The sequence below is a fragment of the Corallincola luteus genome (assembly GCF_004336975.1).
Taxonomy (GTDB): domain Bacteria; phylum Pseudomonadota; class Gammaproteobacteria; order Enterobacterales; family Neiellaceae; genus Corallincola; species Corallincola holothuriorum.
In genome coordinates this window covers 36,126-59,295 of the sequence record NZ_SJXE01000004.1, presented here as the reverse complement: position 1 = coordinate 59,295, position 23,170 = coordinate 36,126, and the positions used below count along the sequence as shown (strand labels likewise).

The window sequence follows — 23,170 nt, the reverse complement described above, 5'->3', positions numbered from 1 at the left end:
CTGTTCGCTAATCTAGCCGCCTAAAATGGTAATGGAAGAAATCATGCAATCAAGTTACAGCAAAGAAGAACTATTAGCCTGTGGTCGTGGTGAGTTATTCGGGCCGGGCAATGCTCAATTGCCAGTGCCTAATATGCTCATGATGGATCGCATCATCGAGATAAACGCCGACGGTGGCGCATTTGGTAAGGGTCAATTGATCGCCGAGCTAGATGTAACTCCAGACCTGTGGTTCTTTGATTGCCATTTCATTGGTGATCCTGTGATGCCCGGATGTTTGGGCCTTGATGCGATGTGGCAGCTGGTTGGTTTCTTCCTCGGTTGGGGCGGCAGCCCAGGCCGTGGTCGCGCACTTGGTGTGGGCGAGGTAAAGTTCACCGGCCAAGTGTTGCCAACAGCAAAGAAAGTCACCTATAAAATCGACTTGAAGCGTGTTATCCGCCGTAAACTCGTAATGGGTATCGGTGACGGTATCGTTGAAGTTGATGGTAAGAAGATCTATGAAGCGACAGATCTTAAAGTGGGTCTTTTCACTGATACAACGACTTTCTAATCGCTGATACAGGCGAAAAAAAGCCCCTTCCGAGGGGCTTTTTTGATTCCACTGTGATGTGGGCTTATCGATAGAACATACTTGTCACTTAGGGGTAATACCTGCGGTTCTGTTTTCTACCGCTTCTCTCCATCCCCCCATCCATTGAGAGCGAGGCTCAATACTTTGGTACGGACAGTCTTCTCTTGAACGACCTATTACGCCAGCTTGATAACCACGAGCGTGTGCACGCTCCATACGATCTCTTTTTTGCCGTTTCATCATACAGTGTCATCCTCGTTTTTCAGAAGAAAGCGCGCCGGTGACAGCGCGCCTACACTTATATACTCAGTCAGACAACATGATGACACAAAGTCATATTGGCTATTAGTTAATCAACTTTTCGAATAAGCCAGCGTCTACGCAGGATTGCGGCGCTTAGCAAGCCAAAGAAGCTAATAAAACTATTTGCCGCACCGGAACGTGAAAATGTCTCTTCTTCTTCGTCAGGGCAAATCTCTGGAATACCATCAAGGTCAACGGTCAGCCGAACAGCCCTCGCAACTTCCTCAGTTTCTTGTTCGCCATCATCACCAATAATTGGCTCTCCTTCGTCATCAACCGCAGGCACAGTGATTAGAGCAACTGCCATGATGTTGTTTTCTTCATCGATATGGTTAGCTTCGACGATCTCATAATTAGAGTCACAAGGTAATAAGGCGTTAAGATCACTAAAGGTGTTGGTATTAATGTCATAAACAAAAGCGTGTTTGCGCCGCGGAATTTGCGGGTTAACCCTTTCGTATTCACCGAAACCAACTACATAACCGCTGCTATTGACACTACGCGCGGTACTGGATGAACCGTTGTAAAAATCGGTAACAGGCGACTCATCACCATAGGCAGAGAGCAATTCGGCTCCCTCTTTACCCAACTCATAGTAGAAAAATTTACTTCGCCAATAACCATTAATAAGGCGCGTCACATCACCGACAACATAGCTGACACCTTGCGCATTCTCATCACTGATGTCGTAAGCGATACTGGCACGATATTCATCTGGATCAGTAATATCGATCACTTGGTCATTTTGATAAATTGCTGCATATGTACGAATTAAATCGTCGTCACCGTCCTCAAATGCATAACTCATCCCTACTGAGACTGCCTGTTCATTTACCGCTAGCGCTTGACTGATAAACTGTCGGTCGTCATCTTCATCTGGCGTGGCGAGCATGCCCAATTCTTTTGCTGATAAAACGCTTCCCTGATCATCTAACTGCCATTGATAAGCGCGTAGCTGATAGTTTAGCGCTCGAGTACATACTGCTAAGGGAACATCCTGATCGGGGCAGCTATCTTCCGCGTATTCACGGCTCGATTCTGTCAGATCTATGCTCGCATAACCGACAACTAAGTTACTGTTATTGATATCTGAAGCTACACTGACACCACCATATTCTATATTTGGTGCCAACAGAGGCAGGGCTTCATCGGTGACATAGACATAACCGCGAGCCTGGAAGTCACGAGCAAAGTAGGTGAGCTCATCGCCGTCTTCCTCTGTGTAAGGAATGGCATAATAAGGAGCGGTACCCATGCCGACGAGCATTTGCGCATCGTTAATAGCAAAAGCGATATCATTGGTGCTACCCGAAAGCTCGCCGGTCTCCTCTTCTATGACGTCAAAAATAACCAATCGCTGTGTGACATTACCATCTGTGGCAAATGCAACTTCATTACCTTGAGGAGGCTCTAAATAGTCAGAGTCTTCGTCCTCATCGTCTTCGTTATCTTCGATTTCGTCGTTGATGTCGTCGTTAATGTTGTCGTCTATATCATCGTCAAGTTCATCATCACCATCCTCCGGATCTGTGCCGAGGTTGGGCTCGAATCGATCCTTTGCGGTTGCGGCAACGTCGCCTGCAGCATTACTCTTCATTGCGTAACTGCTTTTTACATTGTCCACAGTGCCAAGGTCTTCGACTGTGTAGGTAACCGCTGTTGCGCTCAGAGGAATAAAACTGAGAAGAAAAGAAGCGGTTGATAATTGTTTTATACGCATTGGTCTACCCTAAATTTCAGCTAACCGTTGGCTTGTGAATCAAGCTCTTCCCATCGTTCGAAAGCACTTTCAAGCTCTTTCTCCACTGCATTGAGTGAATCAAGAACCGGCTGCGTTTTAGCGACAGGTTGGGAAAAAAATTCGGTCTCACTGATCTGTGTTTGTAATTCGGCTACTTGTTGCTCTAAGACCTCAATGCGTTGCGGCAATCCGTCCAGCTCAAGCTGCAGCTTGTATGATAACTTTTTGGTTTTTGGTGCAGAAGCCTTAACCGTTGGTTTTGGTTTCGTTTCGGCGCTTGCTTCACGTTTTAGGCCATTTTCCAACATCGGCAGCTCTGAATACCCGCCGACATGAATATTAAGGCCTGCGGTACCTTCAAAGCGCCAGCAACTTGTTGCCACATTATCGATAAAAGCACGGTCATGACTTACCAATAAAACCGTACCGGGATACTGAGCAACCAACTCTTCTAGCAACTCCAGCGTTTCGACATCCAGATCATTTGTAGGTTCATCAAGAATTAACAAATTAGAAGGCTTTAGGAAAAGCTTTGCTAACAGCAGTCGGTTTTTTTCGCCGCCGGATAGAGCTCTAACGGGTTGTAACGCCCGTTTCGGTGCAAACAAAAAGTCCTGAAGATAGCCAAGCACGTGACGCATACGCCCTTGGTACTCGAACTCTTGGCGACCGTCAGCGACCGTATCGACTACAGTTTTATCCGGGTCTAACTGATCACGGTATTGGTCGAAGTAGGCAGTTTGCAGTTTCGTGCCACAACGGAATGCACCTTGAGTGGCGGAGATTTCGCCAAGAAGCATCTTAATTAAGCTCGATTTACCGCAACCATTGGGGCCAACCAGTGCGATACGATCACCGCGCATGATTTGTGTCGTCATACCATCAAACAGCAACTTATCCCCACGGGACAATGCGACCTCTTTAAGCTCGAAGACCAATTTACCCGACTTCTCACCTTCATTAATCTGCATCGCTGCGCGACCCTGGCGTTCGATACGTTCGCTACGCTCCTGCCGCATCGCTTTGAGCGCCCTCACCCTTCCTTCATTTCTAGTGCGTCGCGCTTTGATCCCTTGGCGGATCCACTTCTCTTCTTCTGCTAACCGTTTATCAAACTCAGCTTGATGTTTCGCTTCAGTCTCCAGCCAGGTCGCCTTACCTTCCAGATACTTGTCATAATTTCCCGGCCAGCTCGTTAGCACGCCTCGGTCAAGATCAACGATACGAGTTGCCAGCTTACGGATAAATGTTCGGTCGTGACTAATAAAGATGATCGCACCCTTAAACTGGGTGATAAATTGCTCTAGCCAGAGTACTGCGTCGATATCCAGATGGTTAGTTGGCTCATCAAGTAGCAACAGATCGGGTTGCGTGACCAATGCGCGAGCAAGCGCGACTCGCCGCAACCAACCACCACTGAGGCTGGCCAGATCAGCGTTAATATCCAATTCAAGTCGCTTCGCAATTGTTTCAATCTGGCTTTGAAAGCTCCAACCATCAACTGCATCGAGTTTACTTTGCAAATCAGCAAGTTTCGACATGGCGGCCGCATCATCAGCATCCATCGACAGGCTCAATGCCTGAAAATCACGCAGATGATTACCAGTGTCTCCTAGTCCGCCAGCGATGTAGTCGAAGACGGTAACATCAGCTTTCGCCGGCGGGTCTTGATCTAAGCGTGCCATGCGCACATCGCTTCGCAATTGCAGTCGGCCATCATCCAGCTGGACATCACCACAAATCACTTTCATTAAGCTGGATTTTCCAGCGCCATTGCGGCCAACCAAACAAACTCGCTCGCCAGCTTCAATGGTAAAGTTTGCGTTTTCTAACAAAGGTACCTGGCCGTATGCCAGGCAAGCGTCCTCTAAAACAAGCAGGGTCATGAAATACTCTCAATAGAATGCTGGACACGCTGAATATCAAACGGCCAATCAAGTTCAATAGAATGGTTTAGTGCCAATACTGGAATACGAATGCGGAAACGCTGCAAGTCGTCATCATTATCCATTATGTCAACGACTCTCAGCTGCATGCCATTATCAACCAAAGGTGCTAATAACTGCTGCGCCTCCTGACAAAGGTGACAACCATCAGTGCTATAGAGGATTGCCTCAATCAACGCTCACACTCCAATAGGAAACAGTGGTGAATTCGTTGATTTCGTTTAAAATCTTCTGGCAGGCTGGCCTCTGTCACGTCTTGTATAGACAAGTCGTATTTTGCCAGTTTTTCGCTATCTAGCTTAAAGCCGCGAAGGTTGTTAGAAAATACGATCACCCCTCCAGGGGTTAACAATTCTCTTGCGTAAGCTAGCAATTCCACATGGTCACGTTGCACATCAAAATGCCCTTCCATCTTCTTCGAATTGGAAAAGCTTGGCGGATCTATAAAAATCAGATCAAAACGGTCAGAAGTTGAAACTAACCACTTCATGCAGTCAGCCTTAATTAGCTGGTGCTGTTTTGGATCCATGCCGTTGAGTTCAAAGTTTCGAGCTGCCCAGTCCAAATAGGTGCGGGACATGTCTACGCTGACTGACGAAGTTGCGCCGCCTTTGGCTGCATGGCAGGTCGCAGTGCCGGTGTAACAAAAAAGATTCAGTACCCGTTGGCCCTCGGCCATGGCACCAAGTTCCATGCGCACGGTGCGATGATCAAGGAATAGACCAGTGTCTAGATAATCAAGCGGGTTGATCCAGAAGCGGCACTGTCCCTCGTTAACTTTAAACCAGACGTTAGCTTGTTGCTGGCGCTCATATTGCTGTGCGCCCCGTTGCCGCATTCGGGTTTTCAGTGCGATCTGGCGACTGTCCACTTGCGGTAGGTCTGCTAGTGCGACTAGCGCATCATTTAGCCGGTTTTGGGCTTTCTTTTCATCTATCGTTTTTGGTGCCGCGAACTCCTGAACAATCACCCAATCACCGTAGAAATCGATAGCCAGGTTATATTCGGGTAAATCTCGGTCATAGACACGGTAGCAATCGGTATCCGACTGTTTAATCCACTTATTCAATCGCTTCATGTTCTTTTTCACACGATTGATAAAGTCTTCTGCGATAGGTTTCGGCTCACTGCTACTGATCTGATAGCTGGCTAACGTGCCTTTCAGTTGACCGTTGTATAGTGTGTGCCTTTTATCTGCCCGCATGCGCAACTGGTTCAATAAGCTGCCATCAACGTTATATATCAATGCACGCCAGTCACCAAAGTGTGCCTTTAACTGGGTGCCGAACTGATAATGCAAGGCAAGCACTTCAGCCAACGTACCAAGACGTTCGCCATATGGCGGATTAGAGATAACCGTCCCTTGTGCGCCGTACTTATTGGTCAAGTCTGCTATGTCACCATAAGCGAAATTGATCAGGTGACCGACACCTGCTGCATGGGCATTATCTTTTGCCAGCCCGAGTACGCTGCGGTCGAGATCTAAGCCAAAGAAGCGTTTGCCAGTTGTTGCGCGCCCTTCTTTCGCCTTTATCTCTGCTTCATCTCGTACCGACTTCCATTCATTTTGATTTGCCAATGGCCAGCGTTGAAATGGGAAGAAATCTCGTAGCAAACCTGGGCCAACATTCGCCGCCATCATGGCCGCTTCAATCAGAATAGTGCCACTACCGCACATGGGATCGACTAAAGGCTGCTCATCACTTGCTTGCCAATTACCGCGCATCAACATGGCTGCGGCAAGTGTTTCGCGCATCGGTGCTTTACCTGCTTTGTCGCGATAGCCGCGCATATGCAGTGGCCCGGAGAGATCGATCGCCAAACTGATCCGATCACGATGCAAATAAGCATGAATACGCAGGTCAGGATGGGTTTTATCAACATTAGGCCGTGGCAACCCTGCATCACGCATATAGTCAACAACCGCATCCTTAACTGTTTGCGCACCAAATTGGGTATTCCGCATCCAATCATTGGTACCATCGAAATGAACTGCGATCGTCGCATCTGCATGCATATGCTGTTGCCAATCGATCTGTTTTGCCGCCGCATGCAGTGAATCAGCGCTATTAACGTCATATTCACCTAATCGAAATAGTAAACGAGAAGCGACTCGGCTATTAAGGCAAAAACGATAAATGAATGCCGTTTCCGCCTCGACTCTAACGCCAGCACGCGTAACTTTTACTTCGGCGGCACCGTACTGTTCGGCTTCGCGCGCTACAAGGTCTTCAGTGCCTAAAGGGGCAGTAATAAAAAATGGCAGGGTCATAAATGTTCGGCTGCGAGAAAAAGGACAGCGCATTATAGAGAAAACCACATAGAATGTCTTTGTCTGGCTAAAGATGCAGCAAACGATTAACTAGTGCTTGCATCTCACAGATCACTTCCCTATGATGCGTCCCTCTCAGACGCGGGATGGAGCAGTCTGGTAGCTCGTCGGGCTCATAACCCGAAGGTCGTCGGTTCAAATCCGGCTCCCGCAACCAATTTCCTGAATCATTCAGGTATTTGGTTGCCGAATATATGCAAAGAGTAGTGTCTTCGGACGCGGGATGGAGCAGTCTGGTAGCTCGTCGGGCTCATAACCCGAAGGTCGTCGGTTCAAATCCGGCTCCCGCAACCAATTTCCTGAATCATTCAGGTATTTGGTTGCCGAATATATGCAAAGAGTAGTGTCTTCGGACGCGGGATGGAGCAGTCTGGTAGCTCGTCGGGCTCATAACCCGAAGGTCGTCGGTTCAAATCCGGCTCCCGCAACCAACTACTTGCTTACAGTGATACACCTCCTCGGACGCGGGATGGAGCAGTCTGGTAGCTCGTCGGGCTCATAACCCGAAGGTCGTCGGTTCAAATCCGGCTCCCGCAACCAATTTTCAGCAATATCCACCTTAACTCAGCAATGAGTATTCTCCCCTTACCTTAAACTAGCTATTCCCTGCCATAGCAGTTATGCGTTAACAAAATGTGCGTCCCTGCGCATAAACATAAACGATCGGGCTGCCACCTTTTCCCGCTGACTTGTATACTCTGTTTTAATATTGTTAACAAAACTCTTCTAAAGTAGCTAATAAATGAATGCGGTTGACCATAGCGAGCTAGATAACCTTCCAGGCCTAAATGTCCTGATCATTGATGACAACCCTATCGTTCATGACACGCTCAAAGCTGCATTCGAAGGAATGGGGATAAGGAACATCAAAAGTGCACAGAACGCCTTCCATGGTCTGCGTCTGTGTGAAGAAAATAACTTTCACGTCGTTGTCTGTGCTTTCAATGTAAATAGTGATAAAGATGGCTTCCACCTGCTGGAAGAGTTGAAGTTTAAAGGGTACGTCAATAAGCGAACCGTACTTATCTTCCTTAGCTCTGAGACCAGTGAAGCGCTTGTTAATAGCATTGTTGAACTTCAGCCAGATGATTTTTGGGTAAAACCTCTATCCGCAAAAGCAGTGCAATCACGACTAGAGGCGACACTGCTGATCAAGCAGAAGCTATTCAATATCTATCAAGCTATAGATTGTGGTAACTACTCTAAGGTCATCTATTATGCGGAACGCCATCTTCTTTCTCCTGAACTAAAAAAATATCAGGCCAATTTGCTGCGCATGAAAGCGGAAGCGCTGTTGAATTTGCGTGAATTCGGCAGTGCCGAACTATTCTACCGTGATCTTCTTTGTAGCTATAAATACCCCTGGACCTACATCGGTTTTGTTAAGTCATTGCTAAAGCAGGAGAAGTTAGCTGAAATTGACGAGTTACTGGCGAAGCTAACCACCCAGCCGGAGACGCGCTTTGCGACTTATGAGATGTTAGCTGAGTACTATATTGAAGCGGAAGACTATGAACGCGCCTACAGCGAGATAAAAAAGGCAACCGCCCTCGCCCCTCGAAATATTTAACGCAATAAGAAGTCATGGGACTTAGCTCGTTTAACCCATGATCATGAAGGGCAATATATTGCGACTAAAAACATGGCGCAATATGCACGCAACTCAATACATGACTCACCGGAGCTACAGCTGAACGTGATACGTGCCGGGATCGATTTTGCTAACTCATTGACAGATAGCCGAGCGACAACGATCTTGGCAGAAACAGAACGGAAGCTAAACCAAATTGAACAAGATTACGAAGATGCTCATTACTTTAAAGAACAGATAGTGATCTCAAAGGCACGCTTGCACAATGCACGCAACGAAGAAGATAAAGCTAAAAAAATGGTCGAAAACCACGTTTCCTTGCGTCCAAGCATCTCTATCGAAGATAATCTTGATAAAGTAAAAGTCTTCCACGAACTCAACATGCGCGAAGAATCCATGAAGCTACTTGAAGCGATAAAGCGTCAGATAGGCGGTGACACGCTGACCAGCCAGGTGGTAGGAAAGTATGTTGAACAGGAAACCGATGAGCGTGAAGAGATCCACTTTACGCCGAAGCGGCTTAATTCCATGGCCGTGGAGTTCTATAAAAAGAACAAACTGACTCCCGCCGCCAATGTCCTTGAGCAAGCACTTCAGTTATCACCGAAAAACTATAAGTTAGCCATTAGCTTATTAAAGGTGCTTATTAAAATCAGGCGCAGTGAGCATCACAATCAAAGTCAGCTCGATCTCGCAGAATCTACTATCTCGCGGTTAAAGCTTTTAGAACTGCCCGGCAGCGATGCGCAGGTGTTCAATGAGTTAAGTCAAATGTGGGAACGGATAAATAAGTTGCACTAACTAATATAACTATTTTTTTTATAACGTATTGTTTAGCTTAAAGGATTAAATTGAAGTGAGCGTTATTCGGTTATCAGGGAACAGATCGTTTTCAATGGCACTCTTATTGGCTTTGTGGCAGCTAGCGTTGCCATCTAATGCAGCAGAGAGTGTCAGTTTTTCCGAAGCATGGCAGGCGCTGCTTAAAAACAACGACGGCCTCGCCGCTGAGCGTGCCAATATTGATAAGAATAAACACTTACAAGACGCTGCAGGTGATCTCTACCTACCTAAAGTCGATCTCCGTGGTCGATACACCTACTTTGATGACGACATAGAATTAAAGCCTTCTCAAATCCTTGATCGCATGAACAATGCGCCAGATCTTGGTGAGTTGTTCCCAAATGTAGCTGGTGAACTTAATGAGGCCCTCACGACACAGATCGCCAAACAGAGCCAGTTCAAAAGCTCTGTGACGGCTATTTGGCCTGTTTTTACTGGGTTTAAGATCGAAGCAGCACAAGATATTGCCCACTATCGGACAGAAGAAGCTAGGCATCTGTTAGAGATGGAACAACACGCTAAGTTTGAAGACTTAGCAAAAATCTATTTTGGGACGGTATTGGCGAAAGAGGTATTACGCACACGGGTACAGGTCGAAGAAGGCCTGCAAAAACATCGCAACATCGCCTTGAAATATGAGGCACAAGGTCAGATCGCTAAAGTTGAACGGCTGCAGGCTGAGGCTTCCCTTGATAGAGCAACCGTTGAGCGGAAAAAAGCGGAGCGCCAAGTCGAAATTGCTCAAATAGCATTAACGCAAATGATTAAGTCACAGGACAATACCATCCCCAGCAGTACGCTGTTTACCAATGAAACTATTCCGCCAAAGTCAGACTTCTTACGCAATACTTTAGCGACCTACCCCGGCCTCAATTTATTATCAGCCAAACGTGAGCAAGCCAAGGGATTAGTGAAAGTAGAACAAGGTAATTATTATCCCGACGTTTACCTCTTCGGTGAGTACAATGTTTATGAAGATGACTCCATTGTTTCCGACCTAAGACCAGACTGGATTGTCGGTGTTGGAGTCAGTGTGCCATTGTTGGATCCTGGTGGGCGTTCCGGCAAGCTTAATGCGGCACACAGCACAGTGACGCAAGTGGATTACCTGCGCGCTCAGGCGACACGAGACCTGACGACGCTGGTAGAAAAAACATACCGTGAGTCGCAGCAGGCACTCGAAGAGTATGCGGGTTTAAAAAGCAGTATTGAGTTGGCAGAAGAAAACCTTCATCTACGTAGCAAAGCATTTTCCCAAGGGTTAGCCACTTCTATCGATGTTATTGATGCAGAGCTTTTTTTAGCCTCTATAAAAACTCAACGTCTTGTCGCCTCATATCATTATGTTATTTCACTCTCTCAGTTAATGGCCATCAGTGGTGGAATTAACAACTTTGAAAGCTACCAAAACAAATCTGCGCCCGAGGTTCAGTAATGCGCCAATTTAAAATAGTCGCCATCATTACAGCTCTACTCCTGATAGTTTGTTGGCTCGGTTACCGCTTTTACCTCGCCTATCAACCGCAACCGATGCGACTACAAGGCCAGATTGAAGCGCGTCAGTATAGTGTCTCTTCCAAGGTGCCCGGTCGTATCGGTGAACTTCTGGTAAAGAAAGGGGACTCTGTCACGGTCGGCCAAGCAATATTTACCATCAACAGTCCTGAACTCGCCGCTAAGCTGTCCCAGGCAAAGGCTGGCAACGAGGCTGCGTCAGCGCTGGCTGATGAAGCCCTAAATGGTGCCCGCCGCCAGGCGATCGCAGCAGCAAAAGATCAATGGCTTATGGCAAAAGCCGCCGCCGAACTATTTGAGAAGACTTATCAGCGGATCGATAACCTTTACCAAGATGGCGTTTTGGCGGAGCAGAAACGCGACGAAGTGTATACCGAGTGGCAGGCAGCAAAATATACCGAGAGTACAGCACGGCAGTTATACGAGATGGCGCAGGAAGGCGCGCGGAAAGAAACACAACGGGCGGCGCAAGCCAATGCCAGAATGACGGCAGGCATCGTTGCCGAGGTTGAAGCCTATGTTGCGGATACTCAGGTTAACAGTCGTCACAGTGGTGAAATCAGTGCCATTTTATTGCGTCCAGGCGAACTTGCGCCCCAGGGGTTCCCTGTCGTCACACTGATCGATATGAACGACGCCTGGGCGGTGTTTAATGTTCGCGAAGATCGCCTTAAACACTTTAATAAAGATAGTGAATTTGAAGCCGTTATCCCGGCGTTAGGGGAGCAAAGCATTACCTTTAAGGTGCACCATGTTGCAGTCATGGGCGATTTTGCCACGTGGCGTAGTACGGACAGTAGCCAAGGTTTTGATATGCGCACATTTGAAGTTGAAGCTAGGCCTGTCACACCCATTCCAGGGTTGCGAGCAGGCATGAGTGTGCTTGCTAGCTATTAATATGGAAGGGTTTAAATCAAAATGGCATGCAGAGTGGCAGCTTATTCGCGGCGACTTTTGGCTTAAGGCGCTCCTATTTTGGTTACCACCCCTGCTGTTTCTAGCCTTCTGGTATATTTTTTCCGCCAGTGTGGCCAGTGATGTCAAAGTAGGCGTGGTTGACCTCGATAAGTCGGCCATGTCTCGGCAGCTTGTGCGTTACTATGATGCCAACTCGGTGATCGCTATCAGCGATGAATACGATGATGTGGCATCAGGCACACTTGCGCTGCGGGGCGGTGAAATATATGCGCTGATTGTTGTGCCGGTTGGTTTGGAAAAGAAGACCATCAAAGGTTTCCCTCCCCAAGTCACTGCATTTACTAATGGTCAGGTGCTACTGGTTGCCAAGTTAGTTAATTCTGCATTGATGCAAGCCCATGGCACCTTTTCTGCTGGCGTTGATCTGTTTAAAAACATGGCTAATTCAAGCCCAGAAATTAAACAGGCTTTCGCGAAAGCGGTGCCGATCCGCGGACAAATATCACCACTGTTTAACAGCAACAGTAACTACGGGCACTTCCTTGTTACCGCTGCAATCCCGGCCATCTGGCAAATTGTTATTGTCGTAACAGCCGTTCTGGCGCTGAATGCGAGTATCAAGGCTGGTCAGCTGCACACTTGGTTAAACGGTACACCGATCTTAACCTTAACGGCTAAATTACTGCCATACACCCTTCTTCATCTGGCAATGGGCGTTGCTTTTCTCATCTTTATGTATGATTTACTTGGCTGGCCAATGCATGGCAGTTGGCTAATTTTATTGCTTGGACAACTGCTAATGATTATTGCCTGCCAGGGTGTGGGGTCGATGCTCTTTCTGATATTTAAAAATGCATCACATGCCATGAGCCTTGCTTCTGGCTACACAGCCCCAGCGTTTGCATTTATGGGGGTAACTTTCCCATCCTCCGACATGCCGTTAATGGCTCAGATCTGGCGCAACATGTTACCGGTGAGCCATTATGTTGAACTTCAGATTATGCAGGCTAATTACGCTGCGACATTGATGCAATCTTTGCCGCAGCTGGTTTGGTTAGGAGCACTGTTTACACCGCTTTGCGCCGCGTTTGTTCTGGTGATTCTCACCGACAAGGCGAATCAACATCAGTCGGTGGAGTGCTAAATAGTGACTTGGTTACAGTTATTGCGACTCGAATTTAGGGCGATTTTAAGTGACTTCTCAGTTGCTTTTACCATCTTCGGAGGCATTGTTGCCTATTCGTTTCTTTACCCCTTGCCCTACTCCAACCAAGTGCCACGTGAACAGCATACTGTGATTGTTAATGAGGATGGCAGCCAACTTAGTCGCAAGTTAGAACGGATGCTAGATGCCACGCCGGAAGTTAAAGTGGTGAAGCGCGTGCATACCATCGCGGAAGCGCGAACAATGCTGCTCAGTGGTGAAGCCGGTGGCATATTGGTCATACCAAGCGACTTCTACCGCGACCTGTTGCTTGGTAAAAGCCCCGTGCTTGGCTATGCTGGCAACGCCAGCTATTTTTTGATTTACAGCACCGTCGTTGAAGGGATGGCGAAAGCTGCAGGTACGCTGGGAGCTGAAGTTAAGGTGTTAAACCACATACTATCCGGCGATGCACTACCCCGTGCAGAAAAACAGTACTCACCGCTACAACTCAATGTTAAACCGGTATTCAACACCACCATGGGTTACGTCAATTATGTCGTCCCTGCAGTCTTTGTACTTATTTTGCATCAGACGTTGTTGATGGCCGTCGGCGAATTAGGCAGTCATCAAAACCACAGCAAGAAGCGGAGCGAAGGTTATTGGTTGCAAGTACCAATATGGCGGTTACTTATCGTTCGTGTGCTGACCTTTGGGGGAATTTATGCACTCGGAGCGCTCTACTATTTTGGTTTTGCCTTCGAGTTTTATGACATCACCCGGTTAGCTTCGCCATTAGAGCTGTGGGGATTAATAATTCCATTCATCTTATCCGTGATTGCTTTGGGCGTTGTACTTGGGCAGCTGATTCGACGACCAGAGATCTTATCTCTACTAGTGCTACTCAGTTCTTTAATTCTGGCCTTCAGTGCTGGCTTTATCTGGCCACTATCCTCAGTCCCGCCGCTGTTAGTTTGGTTAACCAATCTCGTACCATCAACCCCGGCGATCCAAAGCTTTCTTATGCTCAACCAGATGGGCGCAGATTTTTCGCAGATCCTTCCTCAATACTCGTTGCTTTGGTTACAAACGATTGGCTACGGAGGATTAGCTTATTGGCTGCTTAACAGAAGGGATATTGAAGACGCCTAACCGGATAGAGATAAAAATGGTTAGGCGATTTGCGAGCCGGTAAAAGATTGACTGGTACTTACATAACCCACTACGCGATCGTTCATCACTTTGATGCAATCAAACATCTGCATCGATTTACTATCACTCAAAGCGATTGAATCATCTAAAAGCATACACAGACATGCCTGCTCCGTTGTTTCCAACACCAAAAATTGCCCAACCGCCCCACTCAGACACTGCAACTCAACCAACAGATCGTTATGAACATTAAGTTGTGCTGCACCAGGAGTAAAAAACCAGCTTTTCGGCATCATGGGCAATAAGAAACGTTTTGCCGCAACGGCATTAAGCGCACACTGGACAAGCAGCGGCTGAGGCAACAGCTTATAGGCCAGAAGCACTTCCAAAATCTGGTGGTACTCTTTTGCATCATCCGTTGAGAATGGTTGCGACTGAAGCGCAACGGGACAAAGCTGTTTACGACGAAAATGCGTCTTAAAATGCATATCATCGTCTAGAGCGACACATAAGCGATCTGCCGACTCATCGAAGTACCAGCGCCATCCCTGTCTAGGCTGCATTAACATCTATTTACTCTATTCTATTAGTTTTATTGTATTTTTTATATGCGGCCATTGTCTTTACCATGGCCAAGTTAAGCAAGTGTTTTAATAAAAAAGTGTGATAAAAAATAACGTGGCCGTTAAGCCACGTTATTTAATTAACTATCAGTTTAGAGTTTCAGTCGGTTGACGATATCTTTAATTAGCGGTGGGCCTTCATAAATAAAGCCGGTATACAGCTGTACCAAACTGGCGCCAGCGTTGATCTTGTCTTGTGCGGCTTCAGCACTGTCGATACCACCGACACCAATTATCGGTATTTCGCCTTTTAACAGGGCACTTAGTTTACTGATTATTTGTGTGCTGCTTTGTGCTACTGGACGCCCGCTAAGCCCCCCTGCTTCATCGGCATGCTTATGTCCTGCTACCGCCGATCTTTCTAGTGTCGTGTTCGTCGCAATGACACCATCGATATTGTGATTGATCAAGGATGTCGCCACTTGCGCGAGCTCCTCATCATCAAGATCGGGGGCGATTTTAACTGCCAACGGCACGTATTTACCGTGGATTTTAGCTAACTCGCTTTGTCGCAGCTTTAATGCAACGAGCAGCTCATCGAGCGCTTCACCATATTGCAGGCTTCTTAAACCCGGCGTGTTAGGTGATGAGATATTGACAGCGATATAGGATGCATGCGGATACACTTTATCCATACAGATGAGATAGTCATCTTTGCCCTGCTCGACTGGTGTGTCTTTATTTTTACCGATATTTATTCCCAAAACACCTTTGAAGTTGGACTTTTTCACTTCATCAACAAGGTGATCAACGCCTTTGTTATTAAAGCCCATGCGATTAATCAACGCATGATGCTCCACTAAGCGGAAGATCCGAGGAGAATCATTACCCGGCTGTGCTCTAGGAGTAATGGTGCCTATCTCCACGAAACCAAAACCTAACGCATCCCATACATTGATGCATTCACCGTTCTTATCAAGGCCCGCAGCCAAGCCCACGGGATTAGGGAATTCGATCCCCATCACCTTGACCGGTTTAGCTGGCAGGTTTTGGCGTAATAGCGACAACAGACAGCTATCACGCAATTGGCTGAAGCGGTGGATCGTAAAATCGTGAGCCCATTCCGGATCACGAGCGAAAAGAAAGGCACGCGCAAAATTATACAGCATCATTAACCGTTATCTGTTGCGGGTGCCGCGATGGCACCCAGCTCTTATTTCGGTTCGCAATTGTGACTCAGAAGCATAAGCTCACGCAAGGCGACTGAGAACTTAGCGAACTCATGGCTTTGACTGGTACGGAACTCACCGAGCATATGGAACCAGCGCTGGATCTCTTTTTCATGCTCGGTAAACCAGGTATCCAGCATTTTTAAAGGCTCGCATAGGCCGCTACAGTATCGCAACACCACAATAGATAAAGCGCGCTGCTGCCAATCAAGTTCCTCTCTAAAAGAGGCTCGGGCTAACGCTTGCCAGTGGTTCGAGACGGGTTGCTCCGAGATCTGTTTCAGGAACCAGTGCAGATCAAGTCGGGCACCGAGTTTGAAATAGACATCCGCCACCAATGTGATTGGACGGTCTGATTCAATGACAACTTCGGCGATGTCCAACGCTGAAAATAGTGTACTAAGCTGCCCCATGTGGGTAGCAACCTCTGTCGACAGTCCTTCGCGCTCCAATTGCGAAATGGCTTGAGAAAGCTCTGCAACCTCATCATCAATCAGGTACATGGCGAGGTTGTTGCGCAGTTCATCAAAGGTCGGTTGATAACGCTTTATCGTCTGCTCAATAGTGAGTGTTCTATCGCGGTGGCGCAGAAACCAACGTGTGGCGCGGCGGATAATTCGACGCATTTGAAACAGTAATTCACTTTGTACGATCGCCGGGATCTTATTGTCGCAAACAGACACTGCTTGCCATAAGTGTTCCAGCTGAAACACTTCGCGGGCCATGGTATAGCAGTTCGCGATTTCGGCCTCTGATGCACCCGTTTCGTCTTGTAGTCGGCCGACAAAATTAAAGCCCACATCATCAACCAAGGCATTGGCGATCTGTGTCGCAATGATCTCTGCCCGAAGCGGATGATGCTGCATCTGCTTTTTGTATTTCTTTTGCAACTGAGCTGGGAAGGCCCCTACCAGTGAACGGTTATGGTAGGCGACATCTGTCACTTCCGGCACCAATAAACGCTCTTTAAGGTACATTTTGCCATAAGCCAACAACACGCAGAGTTCAGGTCTCGTCAGTCCTTTCCCTGCGAGTAGTCGTTCTGCTAACTCTTCGTCGTTAGGCAAAAACTCTAGGTTGCGATCGAGCAATCCTTCTCGTTCCATTGCATGGATAAAGCGCTGGTATTCTTTTACTTGTTCTTCGTCACGTAGCTGCGATACCGACAAACCTTGGGTTTGACGGTAACAGTTGTCCAATACAATACGGCTCACATCATCAGTCATTTCGTACAACAGTTTGTTGCGCTGTTTTACCGTTAGATCGCCATTATTCACTAAGGTGTTTAGTAGAATTTTAATATTCACTTCGTTGTCGGAACAGTCAACACCGCCAACGTTATCAGTGAAGTCGGTGTTAACCCGGCCCCCCTTGGCGGCGTATTCAATACGTCCAAGCTGCGTGGCGCCAAGATTTCCGCCCTCACCAACAATTTTCGCTTTTACCTGCTGGCCATTAACCCTCACGGCGTCATTAGCACGGTCGCCAACATCACTGTTGTTCTCAGCTTCGGATTTGATGTAGGTACCGATACCGCCGTTCCACAACAGGTCAACAGGCATCTGCAGCAGTTGCTTTATCAACTCTGTCGGCGTTAATGACCGTTCAGTGCTACCTAAAAGGGTTTGGATCTCTGCACTTAAAGGGATCGCCTTGGCGCTGCGTTCGAATATGCCACCGCCTTTCGAGATCAATGTTTGGTTATAGTCGCTCCAACTGGATCGAGCTAAATGAAACAAGCGCGTGCGCTCGGCAAAGCTACTAGCGGCATCAGGGGCGGGGTCGATAAAAATATGTTGATGATTAAACGCCGCGATAAGCCTGGTTTTGTCACTGAGTAACATGCCATTGCCAAACACGTCCCCTGCCATATCACCAACACCAACGCAGGTGAACTCATCCTGCTGACAATCGACACCGATCTCTCTGAAGTGACGTTTTACCGATTCCCACGCCCCTCTAGCCGTAATCCCCATCTTTTTGTGGTCGTATCCTACGCTACCACCTGAGGCAAATGCGTCCCCTAACCAAAAGTCGTACTGTGCGGATATTTCATTGGCGATATCAGAAAAAGTGGCGGTTCCTTTGTCTGCCGCGACAACCAGATATGTGTCATCTTCATCATGGCGAACCACGTTACTCGGCGGAATGACCTTGCCTTCAATTACGTTGTCAGTGATATCCAATAAACCGCGAATAAAGGTGCGGTAGCACGCTTGCCCTTCGGCTAGAAATGCTTCGCGGTCATTGCTGCCAGGTAATTTTTTACAAACAAAACCGCCTTTCGCCCCGACGGGCACAATCACTGTATTTTTAACTTGCTGAGCTTTAACTAAGCCGAGCACTTCGGTACGAAAATCTTCCCGACGATCAGACCAGCGCAATCCTCCACGGGCTACTTTACCGCCGCGTAGATGAACCCCTTCCACCCGCGGTGAATAGATAAACACTTCAAATCTGGGTAGCGGCAGTGGAACATCAGAGATATGTTCAGGCGACAATTTGAAAGAGATGTACGTTTTATCACGGCCATCGCTTAACGCCTGGTAGTAGTTAGTGCGTAATGTCGCTTCAACTAATTCGGCATAGCGGCGAATTATTCGGTCGTCATCTAGGCTGCTGACACTTTCAAGCGATGCTTCGAGTTCAATCAATAACAGAGAGAGATCTCTTTGCTGAATAGCAGGGCTAAACTTAGTTTCAAATATTGCCAACAGTTGACGGGCGATCGCTGGATAGCGCGAGAGTGTTTCTTCAATATATTGCTGGCTAAAACTACTGCCAATCTGGCGCATATACTTGGCATATGCACGTAACATAGAAACCTGTCGCCCAGTTAGACCGGCACTTAAGATCAGCCGATTAAATCCATCATTTTCATAAATCCCATCCCATACGCCGCTCAGCGCTTCAACAAAGCGCCCCTGGACTTTACTGATATCGAGTGGCTTTTCATTGGTATGGGCCATATGAAACTCGAGCACCCAATGCAGCAACCCGCTGTTATCGCGGATCTTATATGGACGCTCACCAATTACACGTAAGCCCATGTTTTCTAATAGCGGCAAGATATCCGAAAGATGCAACGGCAGGTCTTGATGATAGAGCTTTAACCTCACCTCTTTTGAGCTCTGTTTTTCCTCCTGAGCGCGGTAAAACAGCATACCCAAACGGTGTTGTTCAGTCAGACGTTCTAGCTGTTCAATATCTGCGAGTACACTACCAGGAAGCACATCATCTTTGTAACCGCGAGGAAAGCCGTCAGCATATTTCTGATGCAGCCTTTTGCCCTCCTCCTCACCAAATTGCCCAAGTAGTGCATCCTGGAATTTGTCTTCCCATGAGCGCGCCGCTTCGATTAAGTTCTGTTCAATCTGCTTCACATCGATATCCATCGTATTATCTTTGACATGCACTATGTAGTGGGTGCGCGCGAGTACCGACTCTGAAAAGAACGTCGTAAACTCAACCGGTTCGACGCTGTTAAAGTATCGCTTCAAAATCGACTGCGTTTGTTGTCGCAACAATGTGTTGTAACGCTCCTTCGGTACATAAACCATGCAGGAGAAGAATCTGCCAAAAAGATCCCGGCGCACAAACAGACGAGTCATGTCACGCTCTTGCATTTGCAGCACGCCGAGCCCAATGTTCAACAGTTCGGACTCTGGGCTTTGCAATAGTTCGTCGCGTGGGTAAGTTTCAAGAATATTCAGAAGCGCTTTGTAGGCATGGGAGCCAACGGCGTAGCCAGAGCCTGCCATCACTCTTTCAAGCTTATTACGGATCAGCGGTACCTGTGTCGCACTCTGGTTATAAACTGACGCCGCATAGAGGCCGATAAATCGGTGCTCGCCGATCACCTTACCTTTACCGTCAAATTGCTTGATACCGATATAATCAATATATGCCGGTCGATGAACGCGCGATTTTGAGTTTGTCTTAGTTAGTACCAACAGGCTGCTATCTAACGCATTTTCTCTGGCGCTGGTCGGCAATGAGCTTAAATTACGTGAGCGTTTAGTATAGCTGGAGCGCATCAAGCCCAAGCTAGAGCCATCCACCTGACTTAAGATGTGATCGCCTTTCACCGCCTCGACTTTGTATTCTCGATACCCCATCAGAGTGAAGTTATGGTTTTTAACCCAGGCTAAGAACTCGATCGCCTCGTGGCGCTCCTCCTCATTTCCTGGAAACGGAGCGCTTTCAAGGCTGGCTAGCACCGATTGCAGTTGCGTCTGCATTGGCATCCAATCTGCCACCGCAAGTGCTACGTCGCGAAATACTGATGCCAACTCTTCGGCTATCTTATGCCTATCACTCTCTGAGGTTTGCCGATCTATCTCGACATGAAATGCGGTTATGTTGCGCTCAGCGTTGGCATCAAGCTGCTGCAACGCGGATATTTCGCCGTCTTTCACCTCTATCGAGAGCGGCGCATTGAGCAGTAAGTGGGCGGTGATCCCCAGGCGTTTTAACGCCATCCGCAACGAATCCACCATGAACGGTGTATCTTGTTGAATTAACTCTATGATGGTGTGGTTTGAATGCCAGCCATGGCTTGCTACTTCTGGGTTAAACACTTCAATGCTTGGATGCTCAAGGTCATGGGATTGCATCAGATGCCAAAGGCTCATCACGCCGCCATAAAGATCACTGTCACTGCGGCCAGCGAGATCCTCTAAAGAAATATTGCGATATAAACGTTGAGCTAACTGCTCGACCATAACGGCTTCCTGTTGTGGAAGCTTGGTATATATCAGTGAATTCAATCGTTCTAGGAGTACAGAGAAGTTGGCTTCATGTTGGGCCATAAATATCACCTTGCAGGCTTGTTGTTATAAGACCAGTGCCTTGTTTTTGTCTTTACTATTTTGAACTGGTCTTTAGCTCTTAGGTTAGCTTAGATATGAGATCCTACAATGTGTCCAATCACTTGTTTTGTTTCGCAAACTTTACAAAAAAGGCCGCAAATGCGGCCTTCTCGATTACTTGCTTTGTTTTGGCCAAAAGAAACTGGCCAATGCGGGGAGTAAAATGATCGCACCGAGCATGTTCACCAAGAACATAAAGGTTAACAAAATACCCATATCGACCTGAAACTTAAGCGCCGAGAAAAACCAAGTACTGACACCGATAGCGAGGGTAAAGCCGGTGAAAAGTACGGCATTACCACGCTCTCGCAGTGCTTCTAAATAGGCCGTCTTAACCGATACGCCCTGGCTTAACCGCCCGACCATGGTCGACAAAATATAGATACCGTAATCAACCCCAATGCCAACACCAAGAGCGATCACCGGTAACGTTGCGACGGTCAAACCAATGTCTAATATGGTCATCAATGCCTGAGCCATCGTCGACACGACATAAAGCGGCAACACAACTGAGATCGTTGCGCGTAAAGAACGGAAGCTGATCAAGCAGAGAATAATCACTGCGCTATAAACGTACAGCAACATTGGCGCTTGTGCTGCGCTGACCGCTTCATTTTTAGCAGCCATCACCCCTACCGGACCCGATGCTAACCTAAATCTAAGATCCGGACGTTCATATTCGCGACGTAGTTCTTTTACCGCGTCAACCACGTCTTGTATCGTCTTAGCTTTATGATCCTTAAGGAAAATATAGATAGGTAGCACACTGCAGTCACCATTGAGCAATCCTGAAGAGGTCGGGACCCGGGCGACAGTTTGAACCAATGAAGCGGTTTCAAACGGCAGCGTTCGCCAGCGAGCACTGCCCTCGTTATACCCTTCATTCACCTTCTTTGCGATGCTAGGCAAACTAACAACTGATTGCACCCCAGGTAAGCTACTTAGGCGCCATTGAAATTCATCAATGGCATTCATGTACTCATGGTAAGTACAGGCTTCCTCTTTGGTTTCCGTAATCACGGTAATAATGTCAACACTGACAGAAAATTTTTCTGTGATTAAGAAAGTATCCTGATTATAACGACTATCCGCATGTAACTGCGGCGCCCCCGCCTGTAAGTCACCAATTTGCATCTTCTCAGCGTATTTCCATGATGCGCCAAACAAGACAGCTGCACCTATCAGGATTACCGCAGCGACCCGTTTATCGGCACACATAGCTGCGATCTGGAACAGCCAGTTCACTCTAGAAACCCGAGGTTCCGTATGACAATCTGCGTTTGCTGATTTGAACGTATAACTAAGTAGTACTGGCAGTAAAATGAGGTTGGTTAAAATAATAACGGCAACACCTAAGCTAGCTGTAATCGCTAGCTCACGGATTATTCCGATATCTATAGAAAGAATGGTGAGAAAACCGATCGTATCGGAGAGTAAGGCTATCCCACCTGGTACCAGCAATCTGCGGAAGCTGAGTTGTGCGGCTTCTTTCCCTGTCATTCCCTGACTGCACAGCCGACCAACCGAATTGATCATCTGCACGCCATGACTCACACCAATAGCGAACACCAGAAACGGCACTAATATCGACATAGGATCTAAGCCGAAGCCAAGCACAGTCAGCAATCCGACCTGCCAAACGACAGCGACGAGAGAGCATGACAACGCCAATACAGTCATCGGCAGTGAGCCACTAAAAATAAACACCAAGACCGCCGTGATGGCAAAAGCGATAGCAAAAAACGTCACGACAGATTTTGCGCCATCGGCGATGTCACCGATCATCTTTGCAAAACCGATAATATGAATGTCTATATCGTCATCGCCATACTCCGCGCGTATCTGTTCCTCAAGCTGCGAAGCTAGCGCCAATACATCGAGCTTCTCTCCTGTTTCAGGGTTAAACTCAAGTAAACTCGCCCGAACCATGGCCGCTGAAAAATCTTCAGAAACAAGACGCCCGACAATACCGGCCTTATTAATATTCTCCCTTACCTTCTCCAAATCCTGCAGATCATCAGGATCAAAGTCAGCAGGAATAACCGGGCCACCGGCAAAACCGTCCTCTACAACTTCGACAAAACGCGTGCTTGGTGAATAGACAGACGATACAGCTGTACGATTAACACCGGGAATAAAGAACAGTTGATCATGAACTTTCTTTAATGTTTTAAAAAATTTCGGGTTAGATATATCACCGGACTTTGCCCTTACCGCGACCAACACGGAGTTCGCACCACCAAAATCCTTTTGATGCTTCATGTAGGTTTTCATATAGGGGTGATGCAACGGGATATTCTTTATAAAACCAGCATCCATACGAAGCATGGTGGCTTGGTACAACAGAAAGCCGGTCATCAAGGCAAACAGCGTAATCACGGCCCCTCTGTGACGAAAAATAGCTAACTCGCAGAGGTCGACCGTTCTAGAAAGTCCCATTTTTACTAC

Annotated in this window: 16 protein-coding genes and 4 tRNA genes; 11 read left to right on the top strand and 9 right to left on the bottom strand. The window is 47.4% G+C overall.

The window, feature by feature from the left end; all coding sequences use genetic code 11:
- The first annotated feature begins 43 nt into the window (after window positions 1-43).
- Window positions 44-553, top strand: a complete 510-nt coding sequence (gene fabA / locus EZV61_RS09825; protein ID WP_233496362.1) for a 3-hydroxyacyl-[acyl-carrier-protein] dehydratase FabA — start codon at window positions 44-46, stop codon at window positions 551-553.
- Window positions 554-637: 84 nt separating this feature from the next.
- Here fabA and rmf read toward each other — a convergent pair whose 3' ends face one another.
- The 5 genes from rmf to rlmKL form a co-directional block, all read right to left on the bottom strand.
- Complete coding sequence (rmf, locus tag EZV61_RS09820) at window positions 638-814, bottom strand: ribosome modulation factor (RefSeq protein ID WP_114336854.1); 177 nt, start codon at window positions 812-814, stop codon at window positions 638-640.
- Between the two features lie 109 nt (window positions 815-923).
- Window positions 924-2,597, bottom strand: a complete 1,674-nt coding sequence (locus tag EZV61_RS09815; protein ID WP_131415346.1) for a DUF3466 family protein — start codon at window positions 2,595-2,597, stop codon at window positions 924-926.
- A 20-nt stretch (window positions 2,598-2,617) separates the two neighbouring features.
- Window positions 2,618-4,504 carry an ATP-binding cassette ATPase Uup gene (gene uup, locus EZV61_RS09810; protein WP_131415344.1) on the bottom strand — a complete coding sequence of 629 codons (1,887 nt, stop codon included), beginning with the start codon at window positions 4,502-4,504 and terminating at the stop codon, window positions 2,618-2,620.
- A complete protein-coding gene (locus EZV61_RS09805; RefSeq protein ID WP_114336580.1) occupies window positions 4,501-4,740 on the bottom strand; it encodes a glutaredoxin family protein in 240 nt (79 codons plus the stop codon). Before EZV61_RS09805 ends, uup begins: the two co-directional genes overlap by 4 nt.
- Window positions 4,737-6,836: a bifunctional 23S rRNA (guanine(2069)-N(7))-methyltransferase RlmK/23S rRNA (guanine(2445)-N(2))-methyltransferase RlmL gene (rlmKL, locus tag EZV61_RS09800; protein WP_165569568.1), complete on the bottom strand. Its 2,100-nt coding sequence runs from the start codon at window positions 6,834-6,836 to the stop codon at window positions 4,737-4,739. The genes EZV61_RS09805 and rlmKL overlap by 4 nt, the downstream gene beginning before the upstream one ends.
- 140 nt (window positions 6,837-6,976) lie before the next feature.
- Here rlmKL and EZV61_RS09795 point away from each other — a divergent pair.
- The 10 genes from EZV61_RS09795 (at window position 6,977) to EZV61_RS09750 (ending at window position 14,059) form a co-directional block, all read left to right on the top strand.
- Window positions 6,977-7,053: transfer RNA gene (locus EZV61_RS09795), tRNA-Met, on the top strand.
- Between the two features lie 60 nt (window positions 7,054-7,113).
- Window positions 7,114-7,190, top strand: a tRNA-Met gene (locus tag EZV61_RS09790).
- A 60-nt stretch (window positions 7,191-7,250) separates the two neighbouring features.
- Window positions 7,251-7,327 (top strand) — tRNA-Met (locus tag EZV61_RS09785).
- Between the two features lie 32 nt (window positions 7,328-7,359).
- A tRNA-Met gene (locus EZV61_RS09780) sits at window positions 7,360-7,436 on the top strand.
- Between the two features lie 202 nt (window positions 7,437-7,638).
- Window positions 7,639-8,466, top strand: a complete 828-nt coding sequence (locus tag EZV61_RS09775; protein ID WP_131415340.1) for a response regulator — start codon at window positions 7,639-7,641, stop codon at window positions 8,464-8,466.
- Between the two features lie 72 nt (window positions 8,467-8,538).
- A complete protein-coding gene (locus tag EZV61_RS09770) occupies window positions 8,539-9,288 on the top strand; it encodes a hypothetical protein (RefSeq protein WP_131415338.1) in 750 nt (249 codons plus the stop codon).
- 94 nt (window positions 9,289-9,382) lie between these two features.
- The gene (locus EZV61_RS09765) at window positions 9,383-10,765 is read left to right on the top strand and encodes a TolC family protein (RefSeq protein WP_131415336.1); all 1,383 of its coding nucleotides are present in this window, start codon (window positions 9,383-9,385) and stop codon (window positions 10,763-10,765) included.
- Window positions 10,765-11,742, top strand: coding sequence for an HlyD family secretion protein (locus EZV61_RS09760; RefSeq protein ID WP_131415334.1), 978 nt, complete (start codon window positions 10,765-10,767; stop codon window positions 11,740-11,742). Before EZV61_RS09765 ends, EZV61_RS09760 begins: the two co-directional genes overlap by 1 nt.
- On the top strand, window positions 11,729-12,907 hold the full coding sequence (locus tag EZV61_RS09755) for an ABC transporter permease (protein WP_131415332.1): 1,179 nt from the start codon (window positions 11,729-11,731) through the stop codon (window positions 12,905-12,907). Before EZV61_RS09760 ends, EZV61_RS09755 begins: the two co-directional genes overlap by 14 nt.
- 3 nt (window positions 12,908-12,910) lie before the next feature.
- The gene (locus EZV61_RS09750; protein WP_131415330.1) at window positions 12,911-14,059 is read left to right on the top strand and encodes an ABC transporter permease; all 1,149 of its coding nucleotides are present in this window, start codon (window positions 12,911-12,913) and stop codon (window positions 14,057-14,059) included.
- A 20-nt stretch (window positions 14,060-14,079) separates the two neighbouring features.
- On the opposite strand, the gene EZV61_RS09745 is transcribed toward EZV61_RS09750, so the two are convergent.
- From EZV61_RS09745 to EZV61_RS09730, 4 genes are all read right to left on the bottom strand, one after another.
- Window positions 14,080-14,628, bottom strand: coding sequence for a cell division protein ZapC domain-containing protein (locus tag EZV61_RS09745; RefSeq protein ID WP_131415328.1), 549 nt, complete (start codon window positions 14,626-14,628; stop codon window positions 14,080-14,082).
- Between the two features lie 146 nt (window positions 14,629-14,774).
- Window positions 14,775-15,791, bottom strand: coding sequence for a quinone-dependent dihydroorotate dehydrogenase (pyrD, locus tag EZV61_RS09740; RefSeq protein WP_131415616.1), 1,017 nt, complete (start codon window positions 15,789-15,791; stop codon window positions 14,775-14,777).
- 44 nt (window positions 15,792-15,835) lie between these two features.
- Entirely contained in the window at window positions 15,836-20,662 is a 4,827-nt protein-coding gene (locus EZV61_RS09735; protein WP_131415326.1) for an NAD-glutamate dehydrogenase, read from the bottom strand.
- Between the two features lie 174 nt (window positions 20,663-20,836).
- On the bottom strand, window positions 20,837-23,161 hold the full coding sequence (locus tag EZV61_RS09730; RefSeq protein ID WP_114336571.1) for an efflux RND transporter permease subunit: 2,325 nt from the start codon (window positions 23,159-23,161) through the stop codon (window positions 20,837-20,839).
- Between the last annotated feature and the right edge of the window lie 9 nt (window positions 23,162-23,170).